The sequence below is a fragment of the Streptomyces sp. SGAir0957 genome (genome assembly GCF_043523415.1).
In genome coordinates this window covers 1,373,818-1,398,509 of the sequence record NZ_CP027293.1, presented here as the reverse complement: position 1 = coordinate 1,398,509, position 24,692 = coordinate 1,373,818, and the positions used below count along the sequence as shown (strand labels likewise).

Sequence of the window (24,692 nt, the reverse complement as noted above, 5' to 3'; positions counted from 1 at the left end):
TTCCCGCCCTTTCCCGGCGGCCGAGGAGTATCGGCCGCCAGCGCCCCCTCTATCAATCCACCTGAGGCACTGCCTCGGGCCACGGGGGCTTGCAGACAGGTTCTTGGACCACACCGTCCGATGCCGAAGGGCGTGAGCACGATGACCGACTGGCCCGTCACCGCACTCGACCCCGTGCGCCGCCTGCGCGTCCTGGCGCGGGCGCTCAACACGACGCTGTACGCCGACGCCCACGTGGACCTGCCGTTCGCCGACGCGTGGGCGGAGGCCAGCCGCCTCCTGCCCGGCCCGCTCGACCACCGCGAAGGCTTCGACATCGTGCTGCGCCCCGGCTGGTGCCTGCTGCGGTGCGGTCACGTCCTGGGCGGCATGGCCGCCGCCCCGGAGGGCACCGGCACCCGCTTCGCGGTCCTGGGCGGCCTGCGCGCCGCCACCGCGACGTAGCCCACCGCCGCGTCGTCCGACTCCGTCGACGAGGCTCACCTGCTCGACCTGCTCATGCCCGTGTTCCGGGAGAAAGGCTTCGAGGGAGCCCTGATCGGCGACCTCTCGGCGACCTCTCGGCGGTCTCGGGGCTGCAACGGGCAAGCCTCTACCACCGGTACCCCGCGGGCAAAGAAGGGATCGCGGAAGCGGTGCTCACCAAGGTGGGCGAGCGCTTCCTGTGGATCCTGGAGCCGATGAGGACGGACACCGACATCGCGCGGGGCACGGCCGAGACCGCTCGCCGGCTCAGCGATTTCTACGGTGCGGGGACATTGTCGTGCGTCCTCGACACGATGACGCTGGCAGGCGCCCCCAAAAAGGTCCGCGAACACGCCCGCTCGCTCGCCCAGGAGTGGATCGAGGCGATGGCCGAGACCGCGCGCCGCGCGGGCCGGCGCCCCGAGGACGCGCTGCGCGCCGCCAAGGACGTCTTCCCGCGGATTGAGGGGGCGTTGGCGCTGGCCCGCGTGCTGGGTGACACCGAACCGTTCGCGGAAGCCGTCGCCCTGATGCCGGGCCTGCTGGCGGCCGAGCAGGACTAGGAAACCCGGGGCTCCCCCTCGAGGAGCATCCGAGATGAGCAGCAAGACCGCAGTCGTGGTTCTGTCCGACCCGTCGACCGGCAGCGACGAGGCGCTGGGGCGCGTCTTCGACGCCCTCGCCACCGCCTGGGAGTTCGCCCAGGGGGACAGCGAGGCCCTGGTCCTCTTCCAGGGGACCGGCACCCGCTGGCCCGCCGTCCTCGCCGACCCGGGCCACCCCGCCCACGAGCTGTACACGGCCGTGAAGGAGCAGGTCGCCACGGTGGCCTCGTCCGGCTGCACCACCGTCTTCGGCGCGAACAAGGGCATCGAGGACGAGGGGATCAAGCAGATCGGCCAGAACCAGGCGCCGGGCACCCCGGGGGTCGCGAGCATCCGCGAGCTGGTGGAGTCCGGCTACCGGGTCCTCACCTTCTAAGTTCCGGCCTTCCGACGCCACCGCGTTCCGGCCGACCGCACGCCCGGCCGGTTTCCGGCGGCCGCCCCCGTGAAAGTCGCGGGCGGCCGCCGGAGCGGGCCTCGTCAGCCTCCGGCCGCGCCCTCCAGGAGTTTCGATGTCAGTCTCTGATCTGTTCGAACCGCTCACCCTCGCGCACGGCCCGGCCATGCGAAACCGCTTCATGCTGGCGCCGCTCACCAATCAGCAGAGCGAGCGGGACGGTACCGCGTCCACCTTCGACCAGGAGTGGTTCAGGCAACTCGCGCAGGGCGACTGGGCCTTGCTCCAGACCTGCGCCGCCACCGTCGAGGCCACCGGCATAGCGTTCGACCGCCAACTGGGCATCCACGGTGAGGAACACCTCCCCGGCCTGACCGAGATAGCCGCTTCGGTACGCGAGGGAGGGGGCCTTTCGGCGGTGCAGCTGCATCACGCCGGCCACCGCGCCCGCCCCGAACTGGGAGGCGTCCCCGCACCGGCTTCCGGTGCCACGGTCCCGGGTATCAAAGCGCTCTCGACGGAACAGGTCGAAGGAGTCCGCGACAGCTTCGTCGCGGCCGCCGTGAGGGCCGAGCGCGCCGGGTTCGACGGTGTCTCCGTGCACGGCGCGTTCGGCTGGATCCTGTCGGAGTTCCTGTCACCGATGCTCAACGACCGCACGGACAGATACGGCGGGAGCACCGAGAACCGCGCCCGCCTCACCCTCGAGGTGATCGAGGGGATCCGCGCGGCGTGCGGCCCCGACTTCCAGATCGGCTGGCGTCTGTCCGTCGAACGCTACGGCCTGCGCCTGGCGGAACTGCGCGAGATCGTCGCCGACGTCCTCGCCCGGGAGCTGATCGACTACCTCGACCTGGCCCTGCGGGACTCCGCGCAGATCGTCCAGGAGGGAGAGTTCCGCGCTGGAGGAGGGCTGTGACTTCGTGCTGATCGGCCGGGCCGGCATCCTCCAGCGTGATTTCCCGCGGCGAGTGAGGGCCGATCCGCTGTACGAGAGCGCGAAACTCCCCGTGACGGCGCAGTATCTGCGAGCGGGAGGACTGAGTGAGCGGTTCATCAACTACGTGAAGGGGTGGCAGACCTTTGTCTACTGACATCAACTTCTACTTCGATCCCGTCTGTCCCTTCGCGTGGATGACGAGCAAGTGGGTCCGCATCGTCCAGACGCAGCGCGACTACACCGTCGACTGGCGGTTCATCTCCCTGCGCCTCATCAACGCGCACCTCGACTACGACACCCACTTCCCCCCGGAGTACGAGGCCCAGCACGCCGCCGGCCTGCGGCTCCTCCGCATGGCTTCGGCGGCCCGGGAGGCGCATGGGCGCGCAGCGGTCGGCCCGCTCTACGCGGCGCTCGGCGCGCGCATCATGGAGGCCGGACCCGACGAGGGCCGGGCTCCGGGGTGGCAGGCCGACCCGGCCCTCGCCGCCGATGCCCTCGCCGAAGCCGGTCTGCCGGCCTCGCTCGTCGGCGCCCTCGACGACGCGAGCCGTGATGCGGGGATCCAGGCCGAGTCCGACGAGGCGCTGTCCCTGACGGGCAAGGACGTCGGCACGCCGATCGTGCACTTCGAGCCGCCCGGGGGCGTCGCGTTCTTCGGCCCCGTGATCAGCCGGCTGCCCGACGAGGAGCAGGCGGGCGTCCTCTGGGACCACGTCATCGGCCTCGCCCGCTTCCCCGGCTTCGCCGAACTCAAGCGCAGCCTGCGCGAGCGTCCGCAGCTCGCGTCGTTCGGTGTCACCGCGCAGGCGACGGGCAAGACGGAGGACTGGCACGCAGGGAGCCGCAGGCTCAAGAAATAGCCGCGCGAAGGGGCGGCCGGAGTCCCGGAGTGAGCCAGCGAACAGTCCCCGGCGACGCGCCGCGTTGTAAGCTGTCGGGACCGCCCTTGACCTGCAAAAACGCAGGCAGGGAGCCGTCTTTCGGGAGTCCGACATGCTGCGCACCATGTTCAAGTCCAAAATTCACCGCGCCACCGTCACCCAGGCCGACCTGCACTACGTCGGCTCGGTCACCATCGACGCCGATCTGCTGGACGCCGCCGACCTGCTGCCCGGGGAGCTCGTCCACATCGTCGACATCGACAACGGGGCGCGGCTGGAGACGTACGTGATCGAGGGGGAGCGCGGCTCCGGTGTCATCGGGATCAACGGGGCCGCCGCCCACCTCGTGCACCCCGGCGACCTCGTGATCATCATCAGTTACGCTCAGGTCGACGACGCCGAGGCGCGGTCGCTGCGGCCCAAGGTCGTGCACGTCGACCGGGACAACAAGATCGTGGCGCTCGGCGCCGACCCGTCGGAACCGGCCCCCGGCGGGGACACCGAGCGGAGCCCGCACTCCGTACCCGCCTGATCAGCGCAGTCAGCCCAGCGAGGAGCGCCCCGTGAGCGACATCGACATCCGCGACGACCGCGAACGGGGCCTTCTGTCGGCCCGGCTGGACGGGGAGACCGTCGGCCGTATCCAGTACTTCGTCCTCGACCACGGCTCACGCGGCGCCCTCGTCGCCGTGCACACCGTGGTCGAGCCCGCCCACGAGGGCAAGGGCATCGCCGGGTCCCTCGCCCGCGAGCTGTACGCGATGGCGGCCCGCGAGAGTCTGGCCGTCGTGCCGCTGTGCTCGTTCGTCGCGCGGTGGGCCGAGCGGCACCCGGGGGAGGCCCCGGCCGCGCCGGAGGACCTGGTGGAGGCGGCCAGGGAGGCCCTTGCCGCCGACCCCGAGAAGTGGTGAACCCCGGACCGCTCCGCCGCCGTCGCTAGGGTGCCGGGCATGATCCTCGCCCTGCTCCACACCTCACCCGCGCACATCCCCGTCTTCGACGCCCTGCGCGACGCCGCTCACCCCGGCCTCGCCTTGCGCCACGTCGTACGCGAGGACCTGCTGGTGCGGGCGGGGGAGAGCGGGCCCGAGTCCGTCGCCGGCGACGTGCTCGCGCTCCTGGAGGGGGCGGCTCGGGACGGCGCGCACGCCGTGCTGTGCACCTGTTCCAGCATCGGCGCCGTCGCCGAGGGTCTTGCGCCCGTGCTCGGCGGCGTTCCGGTGCTCCGCGTGGACCGGCCGATGGCCGCGCGGGCGGTCGCGACGGGGGCCCGGATCACCGTCGTCGCCACGGTGCGCAGCACGTTCGGGCCGACCGTCGCCCTCGTCGAGGAGGAGGCCGCGCGTGCCGGGCGCGCCGTCGACGTGCGCACGCTGTACGTGGAGGGGGCCTGGGAGCGGTTCCTCGCCGGGGACCGGGACGGTTACCTGGAGCGGGTCGCGGCCACGATCGACTCCGTCGCGGATACGGGCACGGACGCCGTCGTGCTCGCGCAGGCCTCCATGGCCGACGCCGCCGACCGTGCCCGCGTCACCGCCATCCCCGTCCTCTCCAGCCCCGGACTCGGACTCGACGCCGCCGCCCTGGAATGCGTGGCCGCCAAAAGGGCTTAGCTTGAGCACAGTTGGCGCGCAGTACCGCATGCGTCGAGCGAGAGGAGCCGGTATGACCGACCAGGACCACGAGGTCGCCATCAGCCCCACGGGGTGGGTCGCGGACCAGGCCCGTACGTACGAGGAGTCAGGCGGCACGAAGGGCACCACCATCCAGGGCGTCCCGTGCCTGCTGCTCGACTACAAGGGGCGCAAGTCCGGGCAGTGGCGGCGGACCGTCCTCATCTACGGGCGGGACGGCGACGACTACCTGATCGTCGCCTCGTACGGCGGCTCCGACAAGCATCCGCAGTGGTACCTGAACCTCCAGGACGAGCCGGACGTCCGGCTGCGGGTGGAGACGGAGCGCTTCACCGCCCGAGCGGAGACGCTCTCCGCCGAGGAGAAGGCGCGGGTCTGGAACTCCCTGGTCGAGCTGTTCCCGAACTACGCGGAGTACCAGAAGAAGACCGACCGGGACATCCCGGTCGTCCGCCTCACCCGCACGGCTGTCTGACCCGGCCCCCCGCGCGAACGGCCACCGCCGCGCGCACGAGCGACCGATGACCTTCGTACGGGGCGGAGGACATCCCGCGCGCGGCGGGCGACCGCGTTCTTCACGGGCGCACGGCGGGTCGGCAGCACCCGCGACGGCGGCCGGCGGCACCCCGCGTGGGCCGCCAACCGGCCCACCCCGTCCAGCCGCACGCGTGAGCCCGGCAGGCGTGGGCACGCGGGGCGGGAGACAGTGGACAACGATCCCCTCCGAACCGATGGAGGCAGTGCGATGACCCAGCCGTTCCCCGACCCCGTTCCGCCGAGCCCGGTGCCCGGCCCCGATCCGGTGCCGCCGAATCCGACACCGGTGCCCGGTCCCGGGCCGGACGTGCCGGATCCGGCCCCGCCGTCGCCCGGCCCGTTCCCGACGCCGCAGCCCCCGCCCGCCCCGCCGTCGCCGGGCCCGGGTCCCGACCCCGACCCGACGCCGCCGGAGCCGGAGCCGTCACCCGTCTGACCCCGGCGAACCGCTGAGGATCAGGCGTCGACCTCCGACCGGTCGCCGCCCCACAGCGTGTGGAACGAGCCCTCCCGGTCCGTCCTGCGGTACGTGTGGGCGCCGAAGTAGTCCCGCTGGCCCTGGGTGAGGGCGGCCGGGAGGCGTTCGGCGCGCAGCGCGTCGTAGTACGCGAGCGCGGCGGCGAAGCCGGGGGTGGGTACGCCCTCGGTGGTCGCGGCGACCAGGACGGCGCGCCAGTCGTCCTGGGCCGCCGCGATCTCGTCGGCGAAGCCCTTGTCGGAGAGCAGCGAGACGAGGCCGGGCTCGGCCTCGTAGGCGGCGGTGATGCGGTCGAGGAAGGCCGCGCGGATGATGCAGCCGCCGCGCCAGATGCGGGCCACGTCGCCCGAGTCGATGTTCCAGTCGTACTGTTCGCTGCCCGCGGCGATCTCGTGGAAGCCCTGCGTGTACGAGACGATCTTCGAGGCGTACAGGGCCTGCTCGACCTTGTCGGCGAAGGCGCCCGCCTCCGACTCGCTCAGCGCCCGGGCCGACGGACCGGCAAGGTCGCGCGACGCGGCGCGCAGGTCCGCGTGGCCGGACAGGGAGCGGGCGAACACCGCCTCCGCGATGCCGGAGACGGGGACCCCGAGGTCGAGCGCGATCTGGACCGTCCAGCGGCCCGTGCCCTTCTGTTCGGCCTGGTCCTGGACGACGTCCACGAACGGCTTGCCCGTCGCGGCGTCGACGTGGGACAGGACCTCCGCCGTGATCTCGATGAGGTAGGAGTCGAGACGCCCGGTGTTCCAGGTGCGGAAGATGTCGGCGATCTGCGCGGGGGAGTACCCGGCGACGTCGCGCAGCAGCTGGTACGCCTCGCCGATGAGCTGCATGTCGGCGTACTCGATGCCGTTGTGCACCATCTTCACGAAGTGGCCCGCGCCGTCCGGGCCGACGTGCGTCACGCACGGGGCGCCGTCCTTCGCCTTGGCGGAGATCTTCTCCAGCATCGGGCCGAGCGACTTGTACGACTCGACGCTGCCGCCGGGCATGATGCTCGGCCCGTGCAGAGCGCCCTCCTCGCCGCCGGAGACGCCGGTGCCGACGAAGTGGATGCCCTGTTCGCGCAGCTCCTTCTCGCGGCGCCGGGTGTCGGCGAAGTGCGCGTTGCCACCGTCGACGATCATGTCGCCGGGTTCGAGCAGCGGCGCGAACTCCTTGATCACCGCGTCCGTCGGCTCGCCCGCCTTCACCATGACGACCAGGCGCCGCGGGCGTTCGAGCGCGGCGACGAAGTCCTCCGCCGACTCGGTCGGCACGAAGATGCCCTCCTCGCCGAACTCCTCCACCAGCTGGTGCGTACGGGACGCCGTGCGGTTGTGCAGCGCGACCGTGTACCCGTTCCGCGCGAAGTTGCGGGCGAGGTTGCGCCCCATGACAGCGAGCCCGGTGACACCGATCTGGGCTGTAGTGCTCATGCCTGTCGCTCCTGGAGTCGGAAATTGAAAGATCTTGTTCAGTTGTCGAACGCTACGGCGTAGCCTTGCCTTCCGCACTCTCTACGATGCAGGAGCCGCGCGTGCCTCATTTCGACCTGCCGCTCGACGAACTGCGCGCCTACAAGCCACCGTTGACGGCCCCCGACGACTTCGCCGCCTTCTGGGAGAAGACCCTGGCAGAGGCCAGGGACCACGACCTCGACGCGCGGTTCGCGCCGGTCGACACCCCGCTCACGGCGGTCGACATCTTCGACGTTACGTACGCGGGCTTCGCCGGGCATCCCGTGAAGGGCTGGCTGATCCTGCCCGCGAACGCCACCGAGCCGCTCCCGGTCGTCGTCGAGTACATCGGCTACGGCGGCGGCCGGGGCCTGCCGCACACCCACCTCACGTGGGCCGCCGCCGGGTTCGCGCACTTCGTGATGGACACCCGCGGCCAGGGCAGCGGCCACAGCGTCGGCGACACCCCGGACCCGGTCGGCAGCGATCCGGCCGCCTCCGGGTTCATGACACGCGGCATCCAGGACCCGGACACGTACTACTACCGGCGGGTCTACACCGACGCCGTGCGCGCCGTCGAGGCCGCCCGCTCGCACCCGCTGGTCGACGCCTCCCGGACCGCCGTGACGGGCGGCAGCCAGGGCGGCGGCATCACCATCGCGGTCGCCGGGCTCGTGCCGGACCTGAAGGCGGCCGCGCCCGACGTGCCGTTCCTGTGCCACTTCGGGCGCGCGGCCACGCTCACGGAGCGGCACCCGTACCGCGAGATCGCCCTCTATCTGAAGGCACACATCGGCGCGGACGAGCGCGTGTTCCGGACGCTCTCGTACTTCGACGGCATGAATTTCGCGGCGCGCGCCACCGCGCCCGGACTGTTCTCCGTGGCCCTGGAGGATCTGACCTGCCCGCCGTCGACCGTGTTCGCGGCGCACAACCACTGGGCAGGCACGGAGCGCTCCATGGAGGTCTACGCGTTCAACGACCACGAGGGCGGCGGACCCTTCCAGCAAGCCGTGCAACTGCAGTGGCTTCCTGGCCACTTGAGGGGCTGAAAGCGGCCAAGGAGGGTTCCGGCACTCTTGTCACCGCGGCGCGGGGGCGGCTAATTTGCCGCTTCAACGTATGCCTGTGCGGCAGGTGACAGAGGGGGCTTCCATGGCGTTACGCGGCCGGCACCGCCGGTACCAGCCGAGCCGGGTCAACCGGGCGTCGCTCACCGTCACGGTCGGCGGCGCCGGAATGGCGATCCCGCTCATCGGCGCCGGCACCGCGCAGGCCGCGGACATGCACACCTGGAACAAGGTCGCCGCGTGCGAGTCCAGCGGCAACTGGAGCATCAACAACGGGAACGGCTACTACGGCGGCCTCCAGTTCACCGGCTCCACCTGGGCCGCGTACGGCGGCACGGTCTACGCGGCCCGCGCCGACCTCGCCACCAAGGACCAGCAGGTCGCGGTGGCCGAGAAGGTCCTCAAGGGGCAGGGCCCCGGCGCCTGGCCGGTGTGCGGGCAGCGCGCGGGGCTGAGCCGCACAGCAGAGGCCGCCGTCACGACCGAGAGCGTACGGCCGCAGAGCGGGCCCCCCGTGCGCACGGTCAAGGACGTGAAGCCGGAGGTGACCCCGCAGTCCACCGCCGGACGGGCCGAGATGTACACGGTCATCAGCGGCGACACGCTCTCCGGCATCGCCGAGACCCGCCGGGTCGCCGGTGGCTGGTCGCGGCTCTACTCGGCCAACCGGACGACGATCGGCGCCGACCCCGACCTGATCCTGCCCGGTCAGCGGCTCTCGATGCCGGGCGGGTCCACGAAGAGCGCGCCGAAGGCCGACAAGCCCGCGGCCGAACCGAAGAAGGCCCCGCAGCCGCAGAAGAAGGCCGAGCGGCACCAGAAGCCCCAGCCGCGGCAGACGCAGCCGAGGAAGGCCGAACCCGAGAAGACCGAACCGAAGAAGACCGAGGTCAAGAAGGCCGCGCCCCGGCAGGCCCAGCCCCGGCCCAAGAAGACGGAGGCGGCGCGGCCCGCCGCGCACGGCGTCGTCGCCCCGGTGAGCGCGGGCATCGGCACCCCGTACCACGCGGCCGGGTCCTCCTGGTCGAAGGGCTATCACACGGGCGTGGACTTCGCCGTGCCCACCGGCACCTCCGTCAAGGCCGTCGCCGCGGGCAGCGTCGTCTCGGCGGGCTGGGGCGGCTCGTACGGCTACCAGGTGGTGATCCGGCACGCCGACGGCCGCTACAGCCAGTACGCGCACCTGTCGGCGCTCTCGGTCCGGGCCGGGCAGGGCGTCGTGGAGGGCCAGCGCATCGCCCGCTCCGGGTCCACGGGCAACAGCACGGGCCCGCATCTGCACTTCGAGATGCGGACGGGGCCCGGCTTCGGCAGCGACATCGACCCGCTGGCGTACCTGCGGGCCCACGGGGTCAGGATCTGACGTTCCGGTCCGCCGACTCGCCGCCCGACGCCTCGGGCCGCCCCGGCATGGACTCCAGGCCCGCCGGGCTGTCCGGCACCGTCGGCGTGTGCTGGGCGATGACGTGCGCCGTGCCGCTCTCCCGGCCGATGCGCTCGGTCGTCAGCAGGATCAGGCCGCCCGCGGCCACGACGCCGCAGCCCAGGGCGAGCACGGTGCCGATCGTGCCGTGCCGGAACGTCTCCCCGAACAGGGTGAGCCCGACGGCCGCCGCCACCACCGGGTTGACGACCGTCGCGGTCGCCAGCGGCGCCGCGAGGCCCGCGCCCCGGTAGGACGCCTGGGAGAGCAGCATGCCGGCCGTGGCGAGTGCCGCGATCGCCAGCAGCGTCGTGAGCTGCTCGAACGGTTCGCCCGACCAGTCCACCGTCACGGACTTCGTGAACACCGACGCCATGCCGAACGCGCTGCCCGCCGCGACCGCGAGCAGCACCGCACGCACCACCGGGTGCCGGTGCGCGGCCCGCGCCGACATCATCAGGACCAGGACGCCGCCGGCCGTCGCGAGCCCCACGAGCAGGCGCTCCGCCCCGTCGAGCGAGTCCTCGGAGGCCGACCCCGTCAGCGCGAGCAGGCCCGCGAGCCCGACCGTCGCCATGATCGCCCCGCGCCACGCGGTGGCCCCGGCCCGGCGCCGTACGAACAGGGCCGCCATCGGCAGCGCGAGCACGATCGTCAGCGCGCCCAGCGGCTGCACCAGGCTCAGCGGACCGAAGGCGAGGGCGACGACGTGCAGCAGCGCGCCCGTGCCGTTCAGGGCACCCGCGCCCCACCAGGCGGGCCTGCGCAGCGGAGCGTACGCCGACTCGGGCGTCGTCTGGGCGACCCGCTCCTGCACGATCGCGCCGCCCGCGTAGGCGACCGCCGAGACCAGGGACAGCAGCACGGCCAGCGCGAGGGCACTCATCCGGTGCCCCCCGGGGTGCGGTGCGGCGCGTGGTCGGTTCTCATACTCTCCACGATCTCTCGCCGCCGCCCCTTCTGTCGTCCGACCTGAGCACGCATTGGGTCCTACTGCCGATGGAGTACGCCGCCTCCTGAGTCATCCCCAGGACGGGTGGCACCAGGGGCGGCTCAGGAGGCCGCGGCCTACGACGTCGGCACTCTTCCGCGCGGGCCGTCCATGGGTGACCATGAGATCGAAAGCGAGCACGACCGACCCGAGAGCCTGTGCAAGAACGACCGGAGACGGGGGCCCGCGCGTGCGAGTGGGACTGCTCAGCAGGGAGTATCCGCCGGACGTCTATGGCGGCGCTGGAGTCCACGTCGAGTTCCTCGCGAGGGAGCTGCGACCGCTCGTCGATCTCGACGTGCACACCTGGGGCGAGGGCTCCGGCGACGGCGTGCGCCGCCATCGCGCCTGGCCCGCGCTCGACGGCGCCAACGACGCGCTGCGCACCCTCTCCGTGGACCTCTCCATGGCCGCCGCCCTCGAAGGCCGCGAACTGGTCCACTCGCACACCTGGTACACCAACCTCGCGGGCCATCTGGCCGCCCTGCACCTGGGCATCCCGCACGTGATGACCGCGCACTCCCTGGAGCCGCTGCGCCCCTGGAAGGCCGAGCAGCTCGGCGGCGGCTACGCGCTGTCGGCCTGGGCCGAACGTACGGCGATCGAGGCGGCGGACGGCGTCATCGCGGTGTCCCGGGCGATGCGCGACGACATCCTCGCCTGCTACCCGGCGCTCGAACCCAAGCGCGTGCGCGTCGTGCACAACGGCATCGACGTGTCGCTGTACCACGCCGACCCCGGCACCGACGTGCTGACCCGCTACGGCATCGATCCGAGCCGCCCGTACGTCATCTTCGTCGGCCGTATCACCCGTCAGAAGGGTGTGCCTCATCTGCTGCGCGCCGCGCGGGAGTTCACGCCCGACGCGCAACTCGTGCTGTGCGCGGGAGCCCCCGACACACCGGAGATCGGGCGGGAGTTCCGCGAGCTGGTGGAGGAGCTGAAGCGGACCCGCGACGGCGTGCACTGGATCCCGTCGATGCTGCCGCGCGCCGAGGTCGTCCAACTCCTCACGCACGCCGCCGTGTTCGTCTGCCCCTCCGTCTACGAGCCGCTCGGCATCGTCAACCTGGAGGCGATGGCCTGCGGCACAGCGGTCGTCGCCTCCCGGGTCGGCGGCATCCCGGAGGTCGTCGCGGACGGGGAGAACGGGCTGCTCGTGCCGTACGCGGAGGCCGACCCCGACGCGTTCGAGGCGGGCCTGGCCCGCGTCGTGAACGAGGTGGTCGGCGACCCCGGCGCGGCACGCCGCATGGGCGAGGCGGGCCGGGAGCGGGCGGCGGCCGAGTTCGGCTGGGCCGCGATCGCCCGGCGCACGGTCGAGGTGTACGGGGAGATCCTCGACGGCGCCTGAGACGCCGTACGGCTGAGACGCCACAGGGCGGAGACGCCACAACTCTGAGTCGCCACAACATGGAGGGGGCGGTCATGCGCGGTGGTCCTTCGGTGCTCGGCATCGTACTGGCGGGAGGGGAGGGGAAGCGGCTGATGCCGCTGACCGCGGACCGGGCGAAGCCCGCCGTCGTCTTCGGCGGCACCTACCGGCTCGTCGACTTCGCCCTGTCGAACCTGGTCAACGGCGACATCCTGCGGATCTGCGTCCTGACGCAGTACAAGTCGCATTCGCTCGACCGGCACGTCACCACGACCTGGCGGATGTCGAGCCTGCTCGGCAACTACGTGACCCCGGTCCCGGCCCAGCAGCGCCTCGGGCCCCGCTGGTACTCCGGCAGCGCCGACGCGATCCTGCAGTCCCTCAACCTCGTCCACGACGAACAGCCCGATTTCATCGCGGTGTTCGGCGCGGACCACGTGTACCGGATGGACCCGCGCCAGATGCTCACGCAGCACATCGAGTCCGGCGCGGGCGTCACCGTCGCGGGCATACGTGTGCCGCGCGCGCAGGCCCCGTCGTTCGGCGTCATCACACCTGCCCGCGACAGCACACGTGTCGAGGCGTTCCTGGAGAAGCCGACGAACCCGCCGGCGCTGCCGGGGAGCGCGAACGAGGTGTTCGCCTCCATGGGCAACTACCTCTTCACGACGAAGACGCTCGTCGACGCGCTGCTCCAGGACGCCGAGGACGACGACTCGGCGCACGACATGGGCGGTTCGATCCTGCCGATGCTCACCGAGCGCGGCGTCGCCCAGGTCTACGACTTCGACGCCAACCACGTCCCCGGCGAGACCGAGCGGGACCACGGCTACTGGCGGGACGTCGGCACCCTCGACTCGTACTACGAGGCCCACATGGACCTCATCTCGGACGAGCCGATGTTCAACCTCGACAACCGGCGCTGGCCGATCTACACGCACTCGGGGCAGTTGCCGCCCGCGAAGTTCTGCGCGGCGGGCATCGCGAGCGAGTCGATCGTCAGCCCGGGATGCGTCATCCGCGGCCAGGTCACCGGCTCCGTCCTGTCCCCGGGGGTGACGGTCGAGGACGGCGCGGTCGTCCAGAGCTCGGTCCTGCACGACAACGTGCGCATAGGCCGCGGCGCCGTGGTCCGCGGCGCCGTCCTCGACAAGAACGTGGAGGTCCCGGCCGGGGCGACGATCGGCGTCAACCCGCAGCGGGACGCGGAGCTCTACACCGTCTCGAAGAACGGCGTGATCGCCCTCGGCAAGGGCCAGGCGGTGCACTGACACGGTGTGCCGACGCGGGTGCGGGCGGCCGGATTCCGGCCGCCCGCACCCGTCTCACCGCTACGGCACACGTATGCCCGTCACAGCACCCGGCGCCGCCGCCCCAGCCACGTCTGCGCGATCACCACGACCGCCAGGAACGCCCCGCTGACCACCTGCTGATAGGCGGAGTCGAGCGAACCGATCTGGTTGATCACGTTCTGGATGACCTTCAGGAGGAGGACGCCCACGAGCGAGCCGCTGATGAAGCCGAAGCCGCCCGTCAGCAGGGTGCCGCCGATGACGACCGCCGAGATCGCCTCCAGCTCCATGCCCGAGCCGAGGATGGTCACGCCCGACACCAGCCAGGCCGCGTTCAGCGCGCCCGCCAGGCCCGCGCACAGGCCGGACAGCGTGTAGACGCCGATCTTCGTGCGGGCGACCGGCGCGCCCATCAGGGCCGCCGCGTCCTCGTTGCCGCCGACGGCGTACACGTACTGTCCGAAGCGCGTGCGGCGGAGCACCACCGCGCCGAGCACGAACAGGGCCAGCGTGATCCAGACCGGCAGGCCGATCCCGAACAGCTTCTCCTGGCCGAGCGAGGCGAACACCGTCGACTTGTCGACGAGGTACGTCTCCGAGCCCTCGTCGGTGATGGCGAGGAGGATGCCGCGCGCGCCGAGCATCGCCGCGAGGGTGACGATGAAGGGGGCGAGCCGGGAACGGGCGATGAGCAGGCCGTTGACCAGCCCGATCAGGCCGCATACCGCAAGGGGCAGCAGCAGTGCCACGATCGTCCCGTACCGCGAACCCCAGGCCGCGAGCACGCCGCCGAGGGCGAACAGCGAACCGACCGACAGGTCGATGCCGCCCGTGATGATCACGAAGGTCATGCCGAGCGCCACGATCGCGAGGAACGCGGACGACAGGGCCATGTTCTCCAGGTTGTCGCCGGTCAGGAACGTGTCGAAGGAGAGCGACGCGGCGATCACCGCGATCACCAACGTGACCAGCGCGCCGTGCTGTTGGGCGAGCGCGCTCAGGCGTTCCCCGCGCGTCGCGCCGAGCGCCTCGTCCTGCGCGGCCTCGGCCGGTTGTGCCGCTTCGACTTTCGTCATCGTCATCGCTTCCCCCGTTCCCTGGCCGCGTAGACGGCGAGCACGATCACCACGGCCTGGGCGATCTGCGTCCACGACGGCGGCAGGTCGTGCTTGATGAGCGTGGCCGTCAGGAGCTGGATGAGGACCGCGCCCGCGACGGTGCCGCCGATGCGGACCCGGCCGCCGGTGAGCGGCGTGCCGCCGACCACGACGGCGGTGATCGCGGAGAGTTCCATCAGGTTGCCGAGCGAGGTCGGGTCGCTCGCCGTGAGGCGGGCGGTCGCGAGGACGCCGGCGGTCGCGGCGAGCACGCCCGACACGACGTAGACCAGGATGAGTACCCGGCGCACCGGCAGGCCCGCGAGCTTCGCCGCCGGGCGGCTGTCACCGATCGCGAGGAGCTGACGGCCGAACGTCGTGCGCCGCACCACGAAGGCGACGAGCAGGGCGAGCGCCGCCGCGATCAGGACCAGGTACGGGATGCCGAGCACGTCGCCGGTACCGAGCGAGCGCAGACCCGGGTCGCGGACATCCTTGAGCTGCGGCAGCAGGACGAGCGCGAGACCCCGGCCCGCGACCATCAGCGCCAGCGTGGCGACGATGGGCTGGACGCCGATGAACGCGATCAGGGCGCCGTTCGCGACGCCGACCAGGGCGCCGCCGATGAGCGCGGCGATCAGCGCGATCCACACCCCGTACCCGAGGTAGAGGGAGATGAGGGAGGTGGCGAGCGCCATCACCGAGCCGACCGACAGGTCGACGCCCTCGGTGCCGATGGCGAGCGCCATGCCGAGCGCCACGATCAGGACGGGCGCCACCTGCACGGCCTGCGTACGGAAGTTCTCCGCCGACAGGAAGTGCGGGGTGAAGGCGATGTTGGCCAGGAGCAGGACGGCGACGCCCGCGTAGACGCCGTACTCCTGGAGCAGGCGCATCAGCCGGGCGCGGTCGACGCCGGCCCTGCCGAGGGACAGGTCAGTCAACGCTCGGCCCTCCAGCGGGTGTCGCGGCGATGGCACGCATCAGTCGGTCCTCCGTGACCCCGTCACCGGTCAGCTCCGCGACCACGGCGCCGTCCTTCAGGACGACGACCCGGTCCGAGCCCTCGATCAGCTCCTCCGTGTCGGAGGAGATCAGCAGGACGGCGAGGCCGTCGTCGGCCAGTTCGTCGATGAGTTTCTGCACCTCGGCCTTGGCGCCGACATCGATGCCACGGGTCGGCTCGTCGAGGAGCAGCACCTTCGGGTTCATCGCGAGCCAGCGCGCGAGCAGCACCTTCTGCTGGTTGCCGCCCGACAGCTCGCCGACCTTCTGGTGCGGGCCCGCCGACTTGATGCGGAGCCGCTTGACGAAGGTGTCGACGATGCGGTCGATGCGGCCCTCGTCGACGAGGCCGAAGCGGGACAGGGTCGGCAGCGCGGCGAGCGCGATGTTCTCGCGCACCGACAGGCCGGGCACGATCCCCTCGGCCTTGCGGTCCTCGGGCAGCAGGCTGATGCCGGCGCGGATCGCGGCGGGCGTGGAGCCGGTCCGCACCTGGGCGCCGGCCACCGTGACCCGGCCGCCGTCCGTCGGCAGCGCGCCCGCGATCGCCTTCGCGGTCTCGCTGCGCCCCGAGCCGAGGAGCCCGCCGAGACCGACGACCTCCCCGGGCCTGATGTCGAGGGACACCCCGTGCAACTGGTGCTGGACGGAGAGGTCCTGCGCGCGCAGGATGGGCTCGGCCGCCGTGTCGTGCTCGCCGGAGAACTTCGTCAGGCCCTCGTCCTGCACGTCGCCGATGTCGCGGCCCAGCATGAGCGAGACGAGGCGGAGCCGGTCCAGGTCGGCGAGTTTTCCGGTGTGCACGAGCTTGCCGTCGCGGAGCACGGTGACGGCGTCGCAGACCGCGTACAGCTCGTCGAGGCGGTGGCTGACGTAGACGACCGCGATGCCGCGCTCGCGCAGCATCCGGATCACCCCGAAGAGCGTCTGCACCTCGCGCGGTTCGAGCGACGACGTCGGCTCGTCCATGATGACGACCTTCGCGTCGACCGAGACCGCGCGGGCAAGCGCCACCATCTGCTGGGCCCCGATGCCGAGTTCGCGCAGCGGGCGCTGCACGTCGACCCGGACGCCGAGGTCGCGCAGGGCCGCGTCCGCCTCCCGGTGCATGCGCCGGAAGTCGATCAGGCCCAGCTTGGTGCGGGGTTCGCGGCCCAGGAACAGGTTGCGGGCCACGCTCATCAGGGGGACGAGGTTGACCTCCTGGTAGATGGTGGAGATCCCCGCGTGCTGTGCTTCGAGCGGCGTCGAGAAACTGACCTCGCGGCCGTCGTAGGTGAGGGTGGAGCCGCCCGCTTCGGCGGCCGGGTCGGGCTGGTACACGCCGGTGAGGACCTTGATGAGCGTGGACTTGCCCGCCCCGTTCTCCCCGATGAGGGCGTGCACCTCCCCGGCGCGCGCGGTGAAGTCGACACCGTCGAGTGCGCGCACGCCGGGAAACGTCTTGCTGAGATTCTTTGCCGACAGCATCAGAACGCCTTGTTCAGATCCGTCTTGGCGTTGGACTCGGTGTACGCGCTGTCCTTGATGACGATGTCCTGGCCGACCTTGTCGCCCTTGGTGAAGGAGTCCAGGGTCTGGAAGGCGAGCGGGCCGAAGCGCGGGTTGGACTCGATGACGCCGGAGATCCAGCCGTCGACGATGCCCTGGACCGCGTTGCGCGTGCCGTCGACCGTGACGATCTTGACGGCGCCCGCCTTCTTGCCGGCGCTCTTGAGCGCGTTGACGGCGCCCAGGCCCATCTCGTCGTTCTCGGCGTAGATGCCGGTGATGTCGGGCTTGGACTGGATGAGCTGCTCGGTGACCTGCTGGCCCTTCTCGCGGGCGAACTCACCGGTCTGCTTGAAGACGATCTTCAGACCCGGGGCCTTCGCCTTGATCTGGTCCTCGAAGCCCTTGGTGCGCTCGGTGGTCACGTTGTTGCCCGCGGCGCCGAGCAGGATCGCGACGGTGCCCTTGCCGCCGGTCGCCTCGATCATCTGGTCCGCGGCGCGCTTGCCCTGCTCCACGAAGTCCGAGCCGATGAAGGACACGTAGTCCTTGCAGGCCGTCGCGTTGATCTTGCGGTCGACGGTGACGATCGGGATGTGCTTGGCGCCCGCCGCGCGCAGCACGGGCTCCCAGCCGTCGGAGTTGAGCGGCGCGATGACCAGCAGGTCGGCGCCCTTCGCGATGAGGTCCTGGACGTCACTGATCTGCTTGGAGAACTGCGACTGGGCGTTGGCCGTGAGCAGCTTGATGCCGCGCTTGTCGGCCTCGGCCTTGATGGAGGCGGTCTCCGCGATGCGGAACGGGTTGGCCTCCTTCTCGGACTGCGAGAAACCGACGGTGGCGCCCTTGAGGTCGAGCTTCTTGCCGCCGTAGGCCGCTATGTCACAGGTCTGGCCACCCCCGGAGGAGGCGACCTCCTGCCCGGCGTTCTCGTCCTGCGCGCTGGAACTCGAAGCGTCCGAGCCGGATTTGTCGTCCTCGGACTTGGCGCATCCGGTGGCGAGCGCGAGGCTCGCGACGAGGCCGGCGGCGAGCAGGGCCCGGGAGGAGGTGCGGCGAAAGCGTGCGGTCTGCGTCATGTGGTGGTCCCCAAAACGGCACGGCCCGGCGCGTGAACGCGCTGACGGGGTAGGAGTGTTCGACCGGTGGAACGGCGGTACAGGGGAGGTTTTTACATCGTTGGAAGGGTGCTGTAAAGGCTTTTCACAGCTACTCGTCTCCGGGCGCCCGCCGAAAGCCGGCCCGGAGGGTCAGCGCCGCCCCAGGGTGCTTTCCCGCTCTATCAGCCGGTATGCGGCCGCGAGTTCACGCCCCGAGCGCTGCTCGGGATGCTCCAGACGGCTGAGCAGCGACCGCACCGCCAGCCGGGCGATGGCCTGCTTGTCCGGGGAGATCGTGGTCAGTGTCACCGCCCCGAACCTGCCCTCCGCGATGTCGTCGAAACCGACCACCGCCACGTCCCACGGCACCCGCAGACCCCGCTCGTGCAGCACGCGCATCGCGCCGATCGCGACCAGGTCGTTGTAGGCGAAGACGGCATCGGGCCGCACCCCCGCGTCCAGCATCCGCGCCATCGCCTCGGCCCCGTCGCCCCGGTCCCAGCCGCCCGTCGCCCCGACCTGCGCGTCCGGTGCCGGAAGCCCCGCCTCGGTCAGCTCGGCGCGCCAGCCCGCGAGCCGCAGATGCGCCGGCTGATTGGCCGAATCGGTGCGTTCGCCCAGGTACGCGATGCGGGTGCGGCCCCGGCTGATGAGATGCCGCACGGCGGTCCGGGCCGCCGCGACGTTGTCGATGGCGATGTGGTCGTAGGGCAGGGCGTACTCGCGCTCGCCGAGCAGCACGAGCGGCACGTCGTCGTCCCGGCCGCGCAGGTCCTCCGCCTCCAGTTCCAGGGGGCTCAGGATCAGCCCGTCGATCACCCGGGCCCGGAAGCCCTGACTGACCAGGACCTCCTGCTCACGGTCGCCCCGGGTGTGGTCGAGCAGCACGGTCACGTCGTGCTCTGCGGCCGCGTCGATCACGGCGCCCGCGAGCTCCGCGAAGTACGGGTTGCCCAGCTCGGGCACGGCGAGCGCGATGATCCCCGTACGCCCTTTGCGCAGGTTGCGGGCGGTGAGATTGGGCCGGTAGCCGAGCTCGTCGATGGCGGACTGGACGCGGGCCCGCATCGCCGGTGTGACGTGCTGGTAGTTGTTCACCACGTTCGAGACGGTCTTGATCGAGACGCCCGCGCGCTCCGCGACATCCTTGAGGCTCACCCGCACGGAATCTCCTTCGGCTCGGCGCACCCGCTCACCGGATGCGCGTGTCATGCCCCTGGACAGCACAGCGGAATGCGTGCTGTCATGCCAACTGCCGTTCCTTCCAACGTTGTACAGACGAGTTGTACCGACTGGAACGGCGAGCCGCCACCCTTCCTCGACGTGTTCCACCGGACGCGTCCCGCACTGGAGGAACGTTGCGCACCAGAACCCTCAGACGACAGGGCCGCCATCTGGCTCCGCTGCTCACCGCGGCGCTCGGTCTCACCGCACTCACCGTGGCACCGTCCGCCACGGCCGCGGACGAACCGGCCGTGCCGCACGGGCTCAAAGGCGAGTACTACACCCAATCCGCCCCGGGAGCCTTCGACTTCGACGAGTTGAAGGCCACCGGTTTCGATCCGCAGCTCGACTTCGGCAGCCTGGAGTCCAGGCTCCAGTCGGCGACGGGCCGCAATGACGACGTGAACGTCCGCTGGACCGGAAAGCTGGTGCCGGAGAAGACCGGCCTGACAACGTTTTCCATCACCGGCGACAACGGCTTCCGCCTCTGGGTCGACGACAAGCTCGTCATCGACCACTGGGTCGACGACTGGGACAAGGAACAGACCTCCCAGGCCGTCCAGTTGACCGCCGGGCAGGCGGTGAACTTCAAGGTCGAGTACTTCGAGCACTACGGCGGGTCCAACCTGCACGTGCGCTGGACCGAGCCGGGCGGGCAGAAGGAGGCGATCCCGTCCTCCGCGTTCCGCATCCCGGACGACTGGGCGTACGACGGCGCCATCGGCACCACCGTGCTCGGCGACGGCCGCACCCTGAAGCTTGACTTCGCGCAGAAGCTCAACGCCGTGCCGAGCGAGGTCGACGACCACCTCACCGCGGTGATCGGCGGCGCGAAGTGGCCGCTCAAGAGCGTCAAGGCGGACAAGAAGAACTCGCGGACGCTGCTCGTGAACCTCACCGAGCCCGTCGTCGGCAACAAGGACGGTGACGCACCTGGCCTCGCCGACGTCACCTACGACGGCAAGGGTGGTCTGACCGGCGGCGACGGCAAGGCCGTCGGCTCGTTCTGGTCCAGCGGCCCGAACCACTCGACGTACCAGCTGTCCACCAAGTGGGGCGACAAGGTCACCCCGGACAACGCCCACCGCGAGTACCCGCGGCCCCAGCTCACCCGCTCGGACTGGCAGAACCTGAACGGGACCTGGGAGTTCGCCGGCGCCAAGGACGGCGACCCCGTCCCGACCGGCAAGAAGCTCGGCGAGAAGATCCTCGTGCCCTACCCGGTCGAGTCCCAGCTCTCCGGGATCGAGCGCCACGAGGACCGCATGTGGTACCGCCGCACCTTCACGGTCCCCAAGAACTGGAAGGTCGGCAAGGACCAGCGGCTCCAGCTGAACTTCGGCGCCGTGGACTGGAAGTCCGAGGTCTACGTCAACGGCAAGAAGGTCGCGGACCACAAGGGCGGCTACGACAAGTTCAGCGCCGACATCACCGACGCGCTGAAGCCGGGCCGCACCCAGGAGCTGATCGTCGGCGTCTACGACCCGACCGACGCCGCGAACGGCGAGAACCCGCCGCTCGGCAAGCAGCGCCTCGACCCGTCCGGCATCTGGTACACCCCGTCGTCCGGCATCTGGCAGACGGTATGGATGGAGCCGGTCGCCAAGGACAGCGTCACCGACCTGAAGCTGACCCCGGACGTCAGGACCAGCAGCCTCGCCGTCGAGACGACCGGCGTGAAGGCGGGTCTCCCCGTCACCGCCACCGCGTACGAGGGCAAGCGCAAGGTCGGCACCGTCACCGGTGTCTCCGGCAAGAAGCTCACCCTCAAGCTGAGCAAGCCGCACCTGTGGACCCCGGACGACCCGTTCCTCTACGACCTCAAGGTGAGCGTCGGCAAGGACCGCGTCGGCAGCTACTTCGGGATGCGCTCCATCTCCGTCGAGAACGTGAACGGCACGCCGCGCACCGTCCTCAACGGCAAGCCCACCTTCATGATGGCCACCCTCGACCAGGGCTACTGGCCGGACGGTCTGCACACGGCGCCGAGTGACGAGGCGCTCGCGTACGACCTGAAGATGCACAAGGAGATGGGCTTCAACTCGGTCCGCAAGCACATCAAGGTCGAGCCCGACCGCTGGTTCTACTGGGCCGACAAGCTCGGCCTCCTGGTCTGGCAGGACATGCCGGCGATGACGGCCGGGGTGAACCCCTCGACGGCCGCCCGCGCCGAGTTCGAGCGCGAGATGAAGATCATGATCGACCAGCACGCCAACCACCCGTCGGTCATCATGTGGGTCACCCTCAACGAGGGCTGGGGCCAGTACGACGAGGCGCGCCTCGCCGACCAGGCCAAGGCCTGGGACCCGACCCGTCTCATCAACTCGATGTCCGGCATCAACCTCGGCCGTGACGGCGGCACCGGCGACATCCTCGACGAGCACGGCTACCCGAGCCCGGCGCTGCCCCCGAACCCGGACGGCAAGCGCGCCCTGGTCGCGGGCGAGTACGGCGGCCTCGGCCTCGCCGTACCGGGCCACGCCTGGTCGGTCCAGCAGTCCTACGTCGACGTGGACCCGGCGACGTACACGGACGACTACCTCACCAAGCTCGACGAGGTGCACGCCCTGGCCTGCAAGGGCGGCAACGGCGCCGTCTACACGCAGATCTCCGACGTGGAGGGCGAGCTGAACGGGCTCGTCACCTACGACCGCAGGGTCGTGAAGCCGGACGTGAAGCGGGTGCACGACGCACAGGTGAAGCTGATCAAGGACGCCTCGCAGGCGACCGTGCAGAACTGCGCCTGATCCCTCAGGCGCTTCGGGGCGGGCCCGGCGACTGCCGGTCCCGCCCCTCCCCTTGGCCCTCCTGGCTCCATCCACCCCCGTGAGGAGCAAGCAGATGACCGTGACACGACGTGGCGTACTGCAGGGCACCACCGTGGCCGCGGCGGCGACGGTGTTCGGAGTCCCTTCCTTCGGGGCCGCGAGCGCGGCCGGGACCGCCGTCGCCCCCGACGCCTTCACCCGCCTCCCCGTCGGCTCCATCACCGCCCGCGGCTGGCTCGCCGAACAGCTCAGGCTCCAGCTCGCCGGGCTCTGCGGCCGCTACGAGGAGAAGTCCCACTTCCTGAAGCCGGACACCAGCGGCTGGGTCCACCCCGAACTCGGCGGCTGGGAGGAACTCCCGTACTGGCTGCGCGGGTTCGTGCCGCTCGCCATCGCGACCCGGGACGCCGCGGCCCTGAGGACGAGCAAGCGCTGGATCGACGCCGTCCTCGCCACCCAGGAGGCGGACGGCTTCTTCGGCCCGCGCGCCCTGCGCACCTCGCTCAACGGCGGCCCCGACTTCTGGCCGTTCCTGCCGCTCCTCATGGCGCTGCGCACCTACGAGGAGTACACGCACGACGCCCGGATCGTGCCGTTCCTGACCCGCTTCCTGCGCTACATGGAGGCCCAGGGCAAGGGCGCCTTCGACACCAGCTGGGTCTCCGTGCGCTGGGGCGACGGCATCGACACCGCGCGCTGGCTGTACGACCGCACGGGGGAGGCGTTCCTCGTGAGCCTCGTCGAGAAGATGCACCGCTACGGCGCCGACTGGACGGGCCCGCTGCCCACCCCGCACAACGTCAACATCGCCCAGGGCTTCCGCGAACCCGCCCAGTACGCGCAGTGGGCGACGAGCGGCGCCGACGACCTGGTGCGGGCCACGTACCGCACCTACGACCAGGTGATCGCCGAGTACGGGCAGTTCGCGGGCGGCGGCATCGCGGGCGACGAGAACTACCGGCCCGGCTTCGGTGATCCACGGCAGGGGTTCGAGACCTGCGGCATCGTCGAGTTCATGGCCAGCCACGAGCTGCTCACCCGGCTCACCGGCGACCCCGTGTGGGCCGACCGCTGCGAGGACCTCGCCTTCAACATGCTGCCCGCGTCCCTCGACCCGCAGGGCAAGGGCATCCACTACGTCACCAGCGCCAACGGCGTCGACCTCGACAACGCCCGCAAGACGAACGGCCAGTTCCAGAACGGCTTCGCCATGCAGTCGTTCCAACCGGGCGTCGACCAGTACCGCTGCTGCCCGCACAACTACGGCATGGGCTGGCCCTACTTCAACGAGGAGCTGTGGCTGGCCACCCCGGACGGCGGGCTCGCCGCCGCCCTGTACTCCGCGTGCGAGGTGCGGGCCGAGGTGGGCGAGGGTTCCGTCCCGGTGACCATCACCGAGGAGACGGACTACCCGTTCGACGAGACGATCACGCTGACCGTCCGCGCGGACCGGCCGGTCGAGTTCCCGCTGCGGCTGCGCGTGCCGGGCTGGTGCGAGAAGCCGCGGCTCGCGGTCAACGGCCGCACGGTCGACGCCGGTTCCGGCCCGTCCTTCGCCGAGGTCCGCCGCACCTGGCGCACCGGCGACCGCGTCACCCTGCGCCTGCCGCAGCGCACCACCCTGCGCACCTGGGCCCGCAACCACGACAGCGTCAGCGTCGACCACGGGCCGCTCACCTACTCCCTGAAGATCACCGAGAAGTACGTACGGACCGGGGGCGACGACGCCTTCCCCGAGTACGACGTGCACGCCGCCTCCGCCTGGAACTACGGCCTCGTGCCCGGCAGCACACCCACCCCGCACCGCAGGCCGGGGCCGCTGCCCGGCAACCCGTTCACCCCGGACTCCACGCCCGTCACGCTCACCGCGCGGGCCCGCCGGCTGCCGGAGTGGATCGCGGACGAGGAGCACGTCGTGGCGCCGCTCCAGCAGAGCCCGGCCCGCAGCCGGGCGGCCGTGGAGACGGTGACGCTCGTGCCGATGGGCGCGGCGCGGCTGCGCGTCACGTCCTTCCCGACGGCGGCCCCGGACGGTGAGCCCTGGACGCCCGAGGCCCCGTACCACCGCGTCCAGAACAAGCACAGCGGCAAGGTCCTCGCCGTCGACTCCATGTCCACGGACAATGACGCGCGGGTCGTCCAGTTCGACAACTCCGGGACCGGCGACCATGCCTGGCAGCTGGTCGACGCGGGCGGCGGCAGGCTCCGTCTCCGCAACGGCCAGAGCGGCAAGTACCTGTCCGTCAAGGGCAGCTCCACCGCCGACAGCGCCTGGGCCGTCCAGTACGAGGACGACGGGCGCCCCGACCTGCTGTGGACCCGTGTCGAGCAGGGCGACGGCTGGTTCCTGCTGCGCAACGAGCACAGCGGCAAGGTGCTCGGCGTCGACGGGATGTCCACGGCCAACAGCGCCCAAGTGGTGCAGTTCGCCGACAACGGGACGGATGACCACCTGTGGCGGCTGACGTCTTGACGGA

22 protein-coding genes and 1 pseudogene are annotated in these 24,692 nt (G+C 71.2%); 16 read left to right on the top strand and 7 right to left on the bottom strand.

The features are described from left to right. Positions 1-132: 132 nt before the first annotated feature. The 10 genes and pseudogenes from C1N81_RS11680 (at position 133) to C1N81_RS11635 (ending at position 5,400) form a co-directional block, all read left to right on the top strand. Entirely contained in the window at positions 133-444 is a 312-nt protein-coding gene (locus C1N81_RS11680) for a hypothetical protein (RefSeq protein ID WP_394428718.1), read from the top strand. A gap of 191 nt (positions 445-635) precedes the next feature. Continuing rightward, complete coding sequence (locus C1N81_RS11675; protein WP_394428717.1) at positions 636-1,028, top strand: LmrA/YxaF family transcription factor; 393 nt, start codon at positions 636-638, stop codon at positions 1,026-1,028. Positions 1,029-1,062: 34 nt separating this feature from the next. Then, positions 1,063-1,446 carry a hypothetical protein gene (locus C1N81_RS11670; protein ID WP_394428716.1) on the top strand — a complete coding sequence of 128 codons (384 nt, stop codon included), beginning with the start codon at positions 1,063-1,065 and terminating at the stop codon, positions 1,444-1,446. A gap of 136 nt (positions 1,447-1,582) precedes the next feature. Beyond that, on the top strand, positions 1,583-2,386 hold the full coding sequence (locus tag C1N81_RS11665; protein ID WP_394428715.1) for an oxidoreductase: 804 nt from the start codon (positions 1,583-1,585) through the stop codon (positions 2,384-2,386). Positions 2,387-2,390: 4 nt separating this feature from the next. Then, positions 2,391-2,561, top strand: coding sequence for a hypothetical protein (locus C1N81_RS11660; RefSeq protein WP_394428714.1), 171 nt, complete (start codon positions 2,391-2,393; stop codon positions 2,559-2,561). 40 nt (positions 2,562-2,601) lie between these two features. Further along, on the top strand, positions 2,602-3,270 hold the full coding sequence (locus C1N81_RS11655; protein WP_394428713.1) for a mycothiol-dependent nitroreductase Rv2466c family protein: 669 nt from the start codon (positions 2,602-2,604) through the stop codon (positions 3,268-3,270). 133 nt (positions 3,271-3,403) lie between these two features. After that, positions 3,404-3,823: an aspartate 1-decarboxylase gene (gene panD, locus C1N81_RS11650; protein WP_394428712.1), complete on the top strand. Its 420-nt coding sequence runs from the start codon at positions 3,404-3,406 to the stop codon at positions 3,821-3,823. Next, positions 3,816-4,202, top strand: a pseudogene (locus C1N81_RS11645) (GNAT family N-acetyltransferase); the annotation flags it as partial. The gene panD and the pseudogene C1N81_RS11645, both read left to right, overlap by 8 nt. Positions 4,203-4,241: 39 nt before the next feature. Then, positions 4,242-4,904: an aspartate/glutamate racemase family protein gene (locus C1N81_RS11640; protein WP_394428711.1), complete on the top strand. Its 663-nt coding sequence runs from the start codon at positions 4,242-4,244 to the stop codon at positions 4,902-4,904. Positions 4,905-4,956: 52 nt separating this feature from the next. Continuing rightward, the gene (locus C1N81_RS11635; protein WP_394428710.1) at positions 4,957-5,400 is read left to right on the top strand and encodes a nitroreductase family deazaflavin-dependent oxidoreductase; all 444 of its coding nucleotides are present in this window, start codon (positions 4,957-4,959) and stop codon (positions 5,398-5,400) included. 518 nt (positions 5,401-5,918) lie between these two features. On the opposite strand, the gene gndA is transcribed toward C1N81_RS11635, so the two are convergent. Then, on the bottom strand, positions 5,919-7,358 hold the full coding sequence (gene gndA, locus C1N81_RS11630) for an NADP-dependent phosphogluconate dehydrogenase (protein WP_394428709.1): 1,440 nt from the start codon (positions 7,356-7,358) through the stop codon (positions 5,919-5,921). A gap of 101 nt (positions 7,359-7,459) precedes the next feature. Between gndA and C1N81_RS11625 the strand changes: the two genes are divergently transcribed. Together C1N81_RS11625 and C1N81_RS11620 are read left to right on the top strand one after the other, a co-directional pair. Then, positions 7,460-8,431, top strand: coding sequence for an acetylxylan esterase (locus C1N81_RS11625; protein WP_394428708.1), 972 nt, complete (start codon positions 7,460-7,462; stop codon positions 8,429-8,431). A 103-nt stretch (positions 8,432-8,534) separates the two neighbouring features. After that, positions 8,535-9,812 (top strand): transglycosylase family protein, encoded by a 1,278-nt coding sequence (locus C1N81_RS11620; protein WP_394428707.1) that lies wholly within the window; start codon positions 8,535-8,537, stop codon positions 9,810-9,812. Here C1N81_RS11620 and C1N81_RS11615 read toward each other — a convergent pair. Beyond that, complete coding sequence (locus tag C1N81_RS11615) at positions 9,802-10,758, bottom strand: DMT family transporter (RefSeq protein WP_394428706.1); 957 nt, start codon at positions 10,756-10,758, stop codon at positions 9,802-9,804. The two genes, C1N81_RS11620 and C1N81_RS11615, sit on opposite strands and share 11 nt — an antisense overlap. 295 nt (positions 10,759-11,053) lie before the next feature. On the opposite strand from C1N81_RS11615, the gene glgA reads away from it, so the two are divergent. Both glgA and glgC read left to right on the top strand, forming a co-directional pair. Then, complete coding sequence (gene glgA, locus C1N81_RS11610) at positions 11,054-12,217, top strand: glycogen synthase (protein ID WP_394428705.1); 1,164 nt, start codon at positions 11,054-11,056, stop codon at positions 12,215-12,217. Positions 12,218-12,291: 74 nt separating this feature from the next. Continuing rightward, positions 12,292-13,509 carry a glucose-1-phosphate adenylyltransferase gene (gene glgC, locus C1N81_RS11605; RefSeq protein WP_394428704.1) on the top strand — a complete coding sequence of 406 codons (1,218 nt, stop codon included), beginning with the start codon at positions 12,292-12,294 and terminating at the stop codon, positions 13,507-13,509. A gap of 80 nt (positions 13,510-13,589) precedes the next feature. Here glgC and C1N81_RS11600 read toward each other — a convergent pair whose 3' ends face one another. The 5 genes from C1N81_RS11600 to C1N81_RS11580 all read right to left on the bottom strand — a co-directional run bounded on the left by C1N81_RS11600 (position 13,590) and on the right by C1N81_RS11580 (position 19,387). After that, positions 13,590-14,612 carry an ABC transporter permease gene (locus C1N81_RS11600; RefSeq protein WP_394428703.1) on the bottom strand — a complete coding sequence of 341 codons (1,023 nt, stop codon included), beginning with the start codon at positions 14,610-14,612 and terminating at the stop codon, positions 13,590-13,592. Further along, entirely contained in the window at positions 14,609-15,523 is a 915-nt protein-coding gene (locus C1N81_RS11595; protein ID WP_394437869.1) for an ABC transporter permease, read from the bottom strand. Before C1N81_RS11595 ends, C1N81_RS11600 begins: the two co-directional genes overlap by 4 nt. 40 nt (positions 15,524-15,563) lie before the next feature. Beyond that, the gene (locus tag C1N81_RS11590; protein ID WP_394428702.1) at positions 15,564-17,102 is read right to left on the bottom strand and encodes a sugar ABC transporter ATP-binding protein; all 1,539 of its coding nucleotides are present in this window, start codon (positions 17,100-17,102) and stop codon (positions 15,564-15,566) included. Beyond that, positions 17,102-18,202 carry an ABC transporter substrate-binding protein gene (locus tag C1N81_RS11585; RefSeq protein ID WP_394428701.1) on the bottom strand — a complete coding sequence of 367 codons (1,101 nt, stop codon included), beginning with the start codon at positions 18,200-18,202 and terminating at the stop codon, positions 17,102-17,104. The genes C1N81_RS11590 and C1N81_RS11585 overlap by 1 nt, the downstream gene beginning before the upstream one ends. Before the next feature lie 171 nt (positions 18,203-18,373). Further along, positions 18,374-19,387 (bottom strand): LacI family DNA-binding transcriptional regulator, encoded by a 1,014-nt coding sequence (locus C1N81_RS11580; RefSeq protein ID WP_394428700.1) that lies wholly within the window; start codon positions 19,385-19,387, stop codon positions 18,374-18,376. A 194-nt stretch (positions 19,388-19,581) separates the two neighbouring features. Between C1N81_RS11580 and C1N81_RS11575 the strand changes: the two genes are divergently transcribed. Both C1N81_RS11575 and C1N81_RS11570 read left to right on the top strand, forming a co-directional pair. Then, entirely contained in the window at positions 19,582-22,194 is a 2,613-nt protein-coding gene (locus tag C1N81_RS11575) for a PA14 domain-containing protein (protein ID WP_394428699.1), read from the top strand. Positions 22,195-22,288: 94 nt separating this feature from the next. Beyond that, positions 22,289-24,688, top strand: a complete 2,400-nt coding sequence (locus tag C1N81_RS11570; RefSeq protein WP_394428698.1) for a beta-L-arabinofuranosidase domain-containing protein — start codon at positions 22,289-22,291, stop codon at positions 24,686-24,688. The last annotated feature ends 4 nt before the right edge of the window (positions 24,689-24,692 follow it).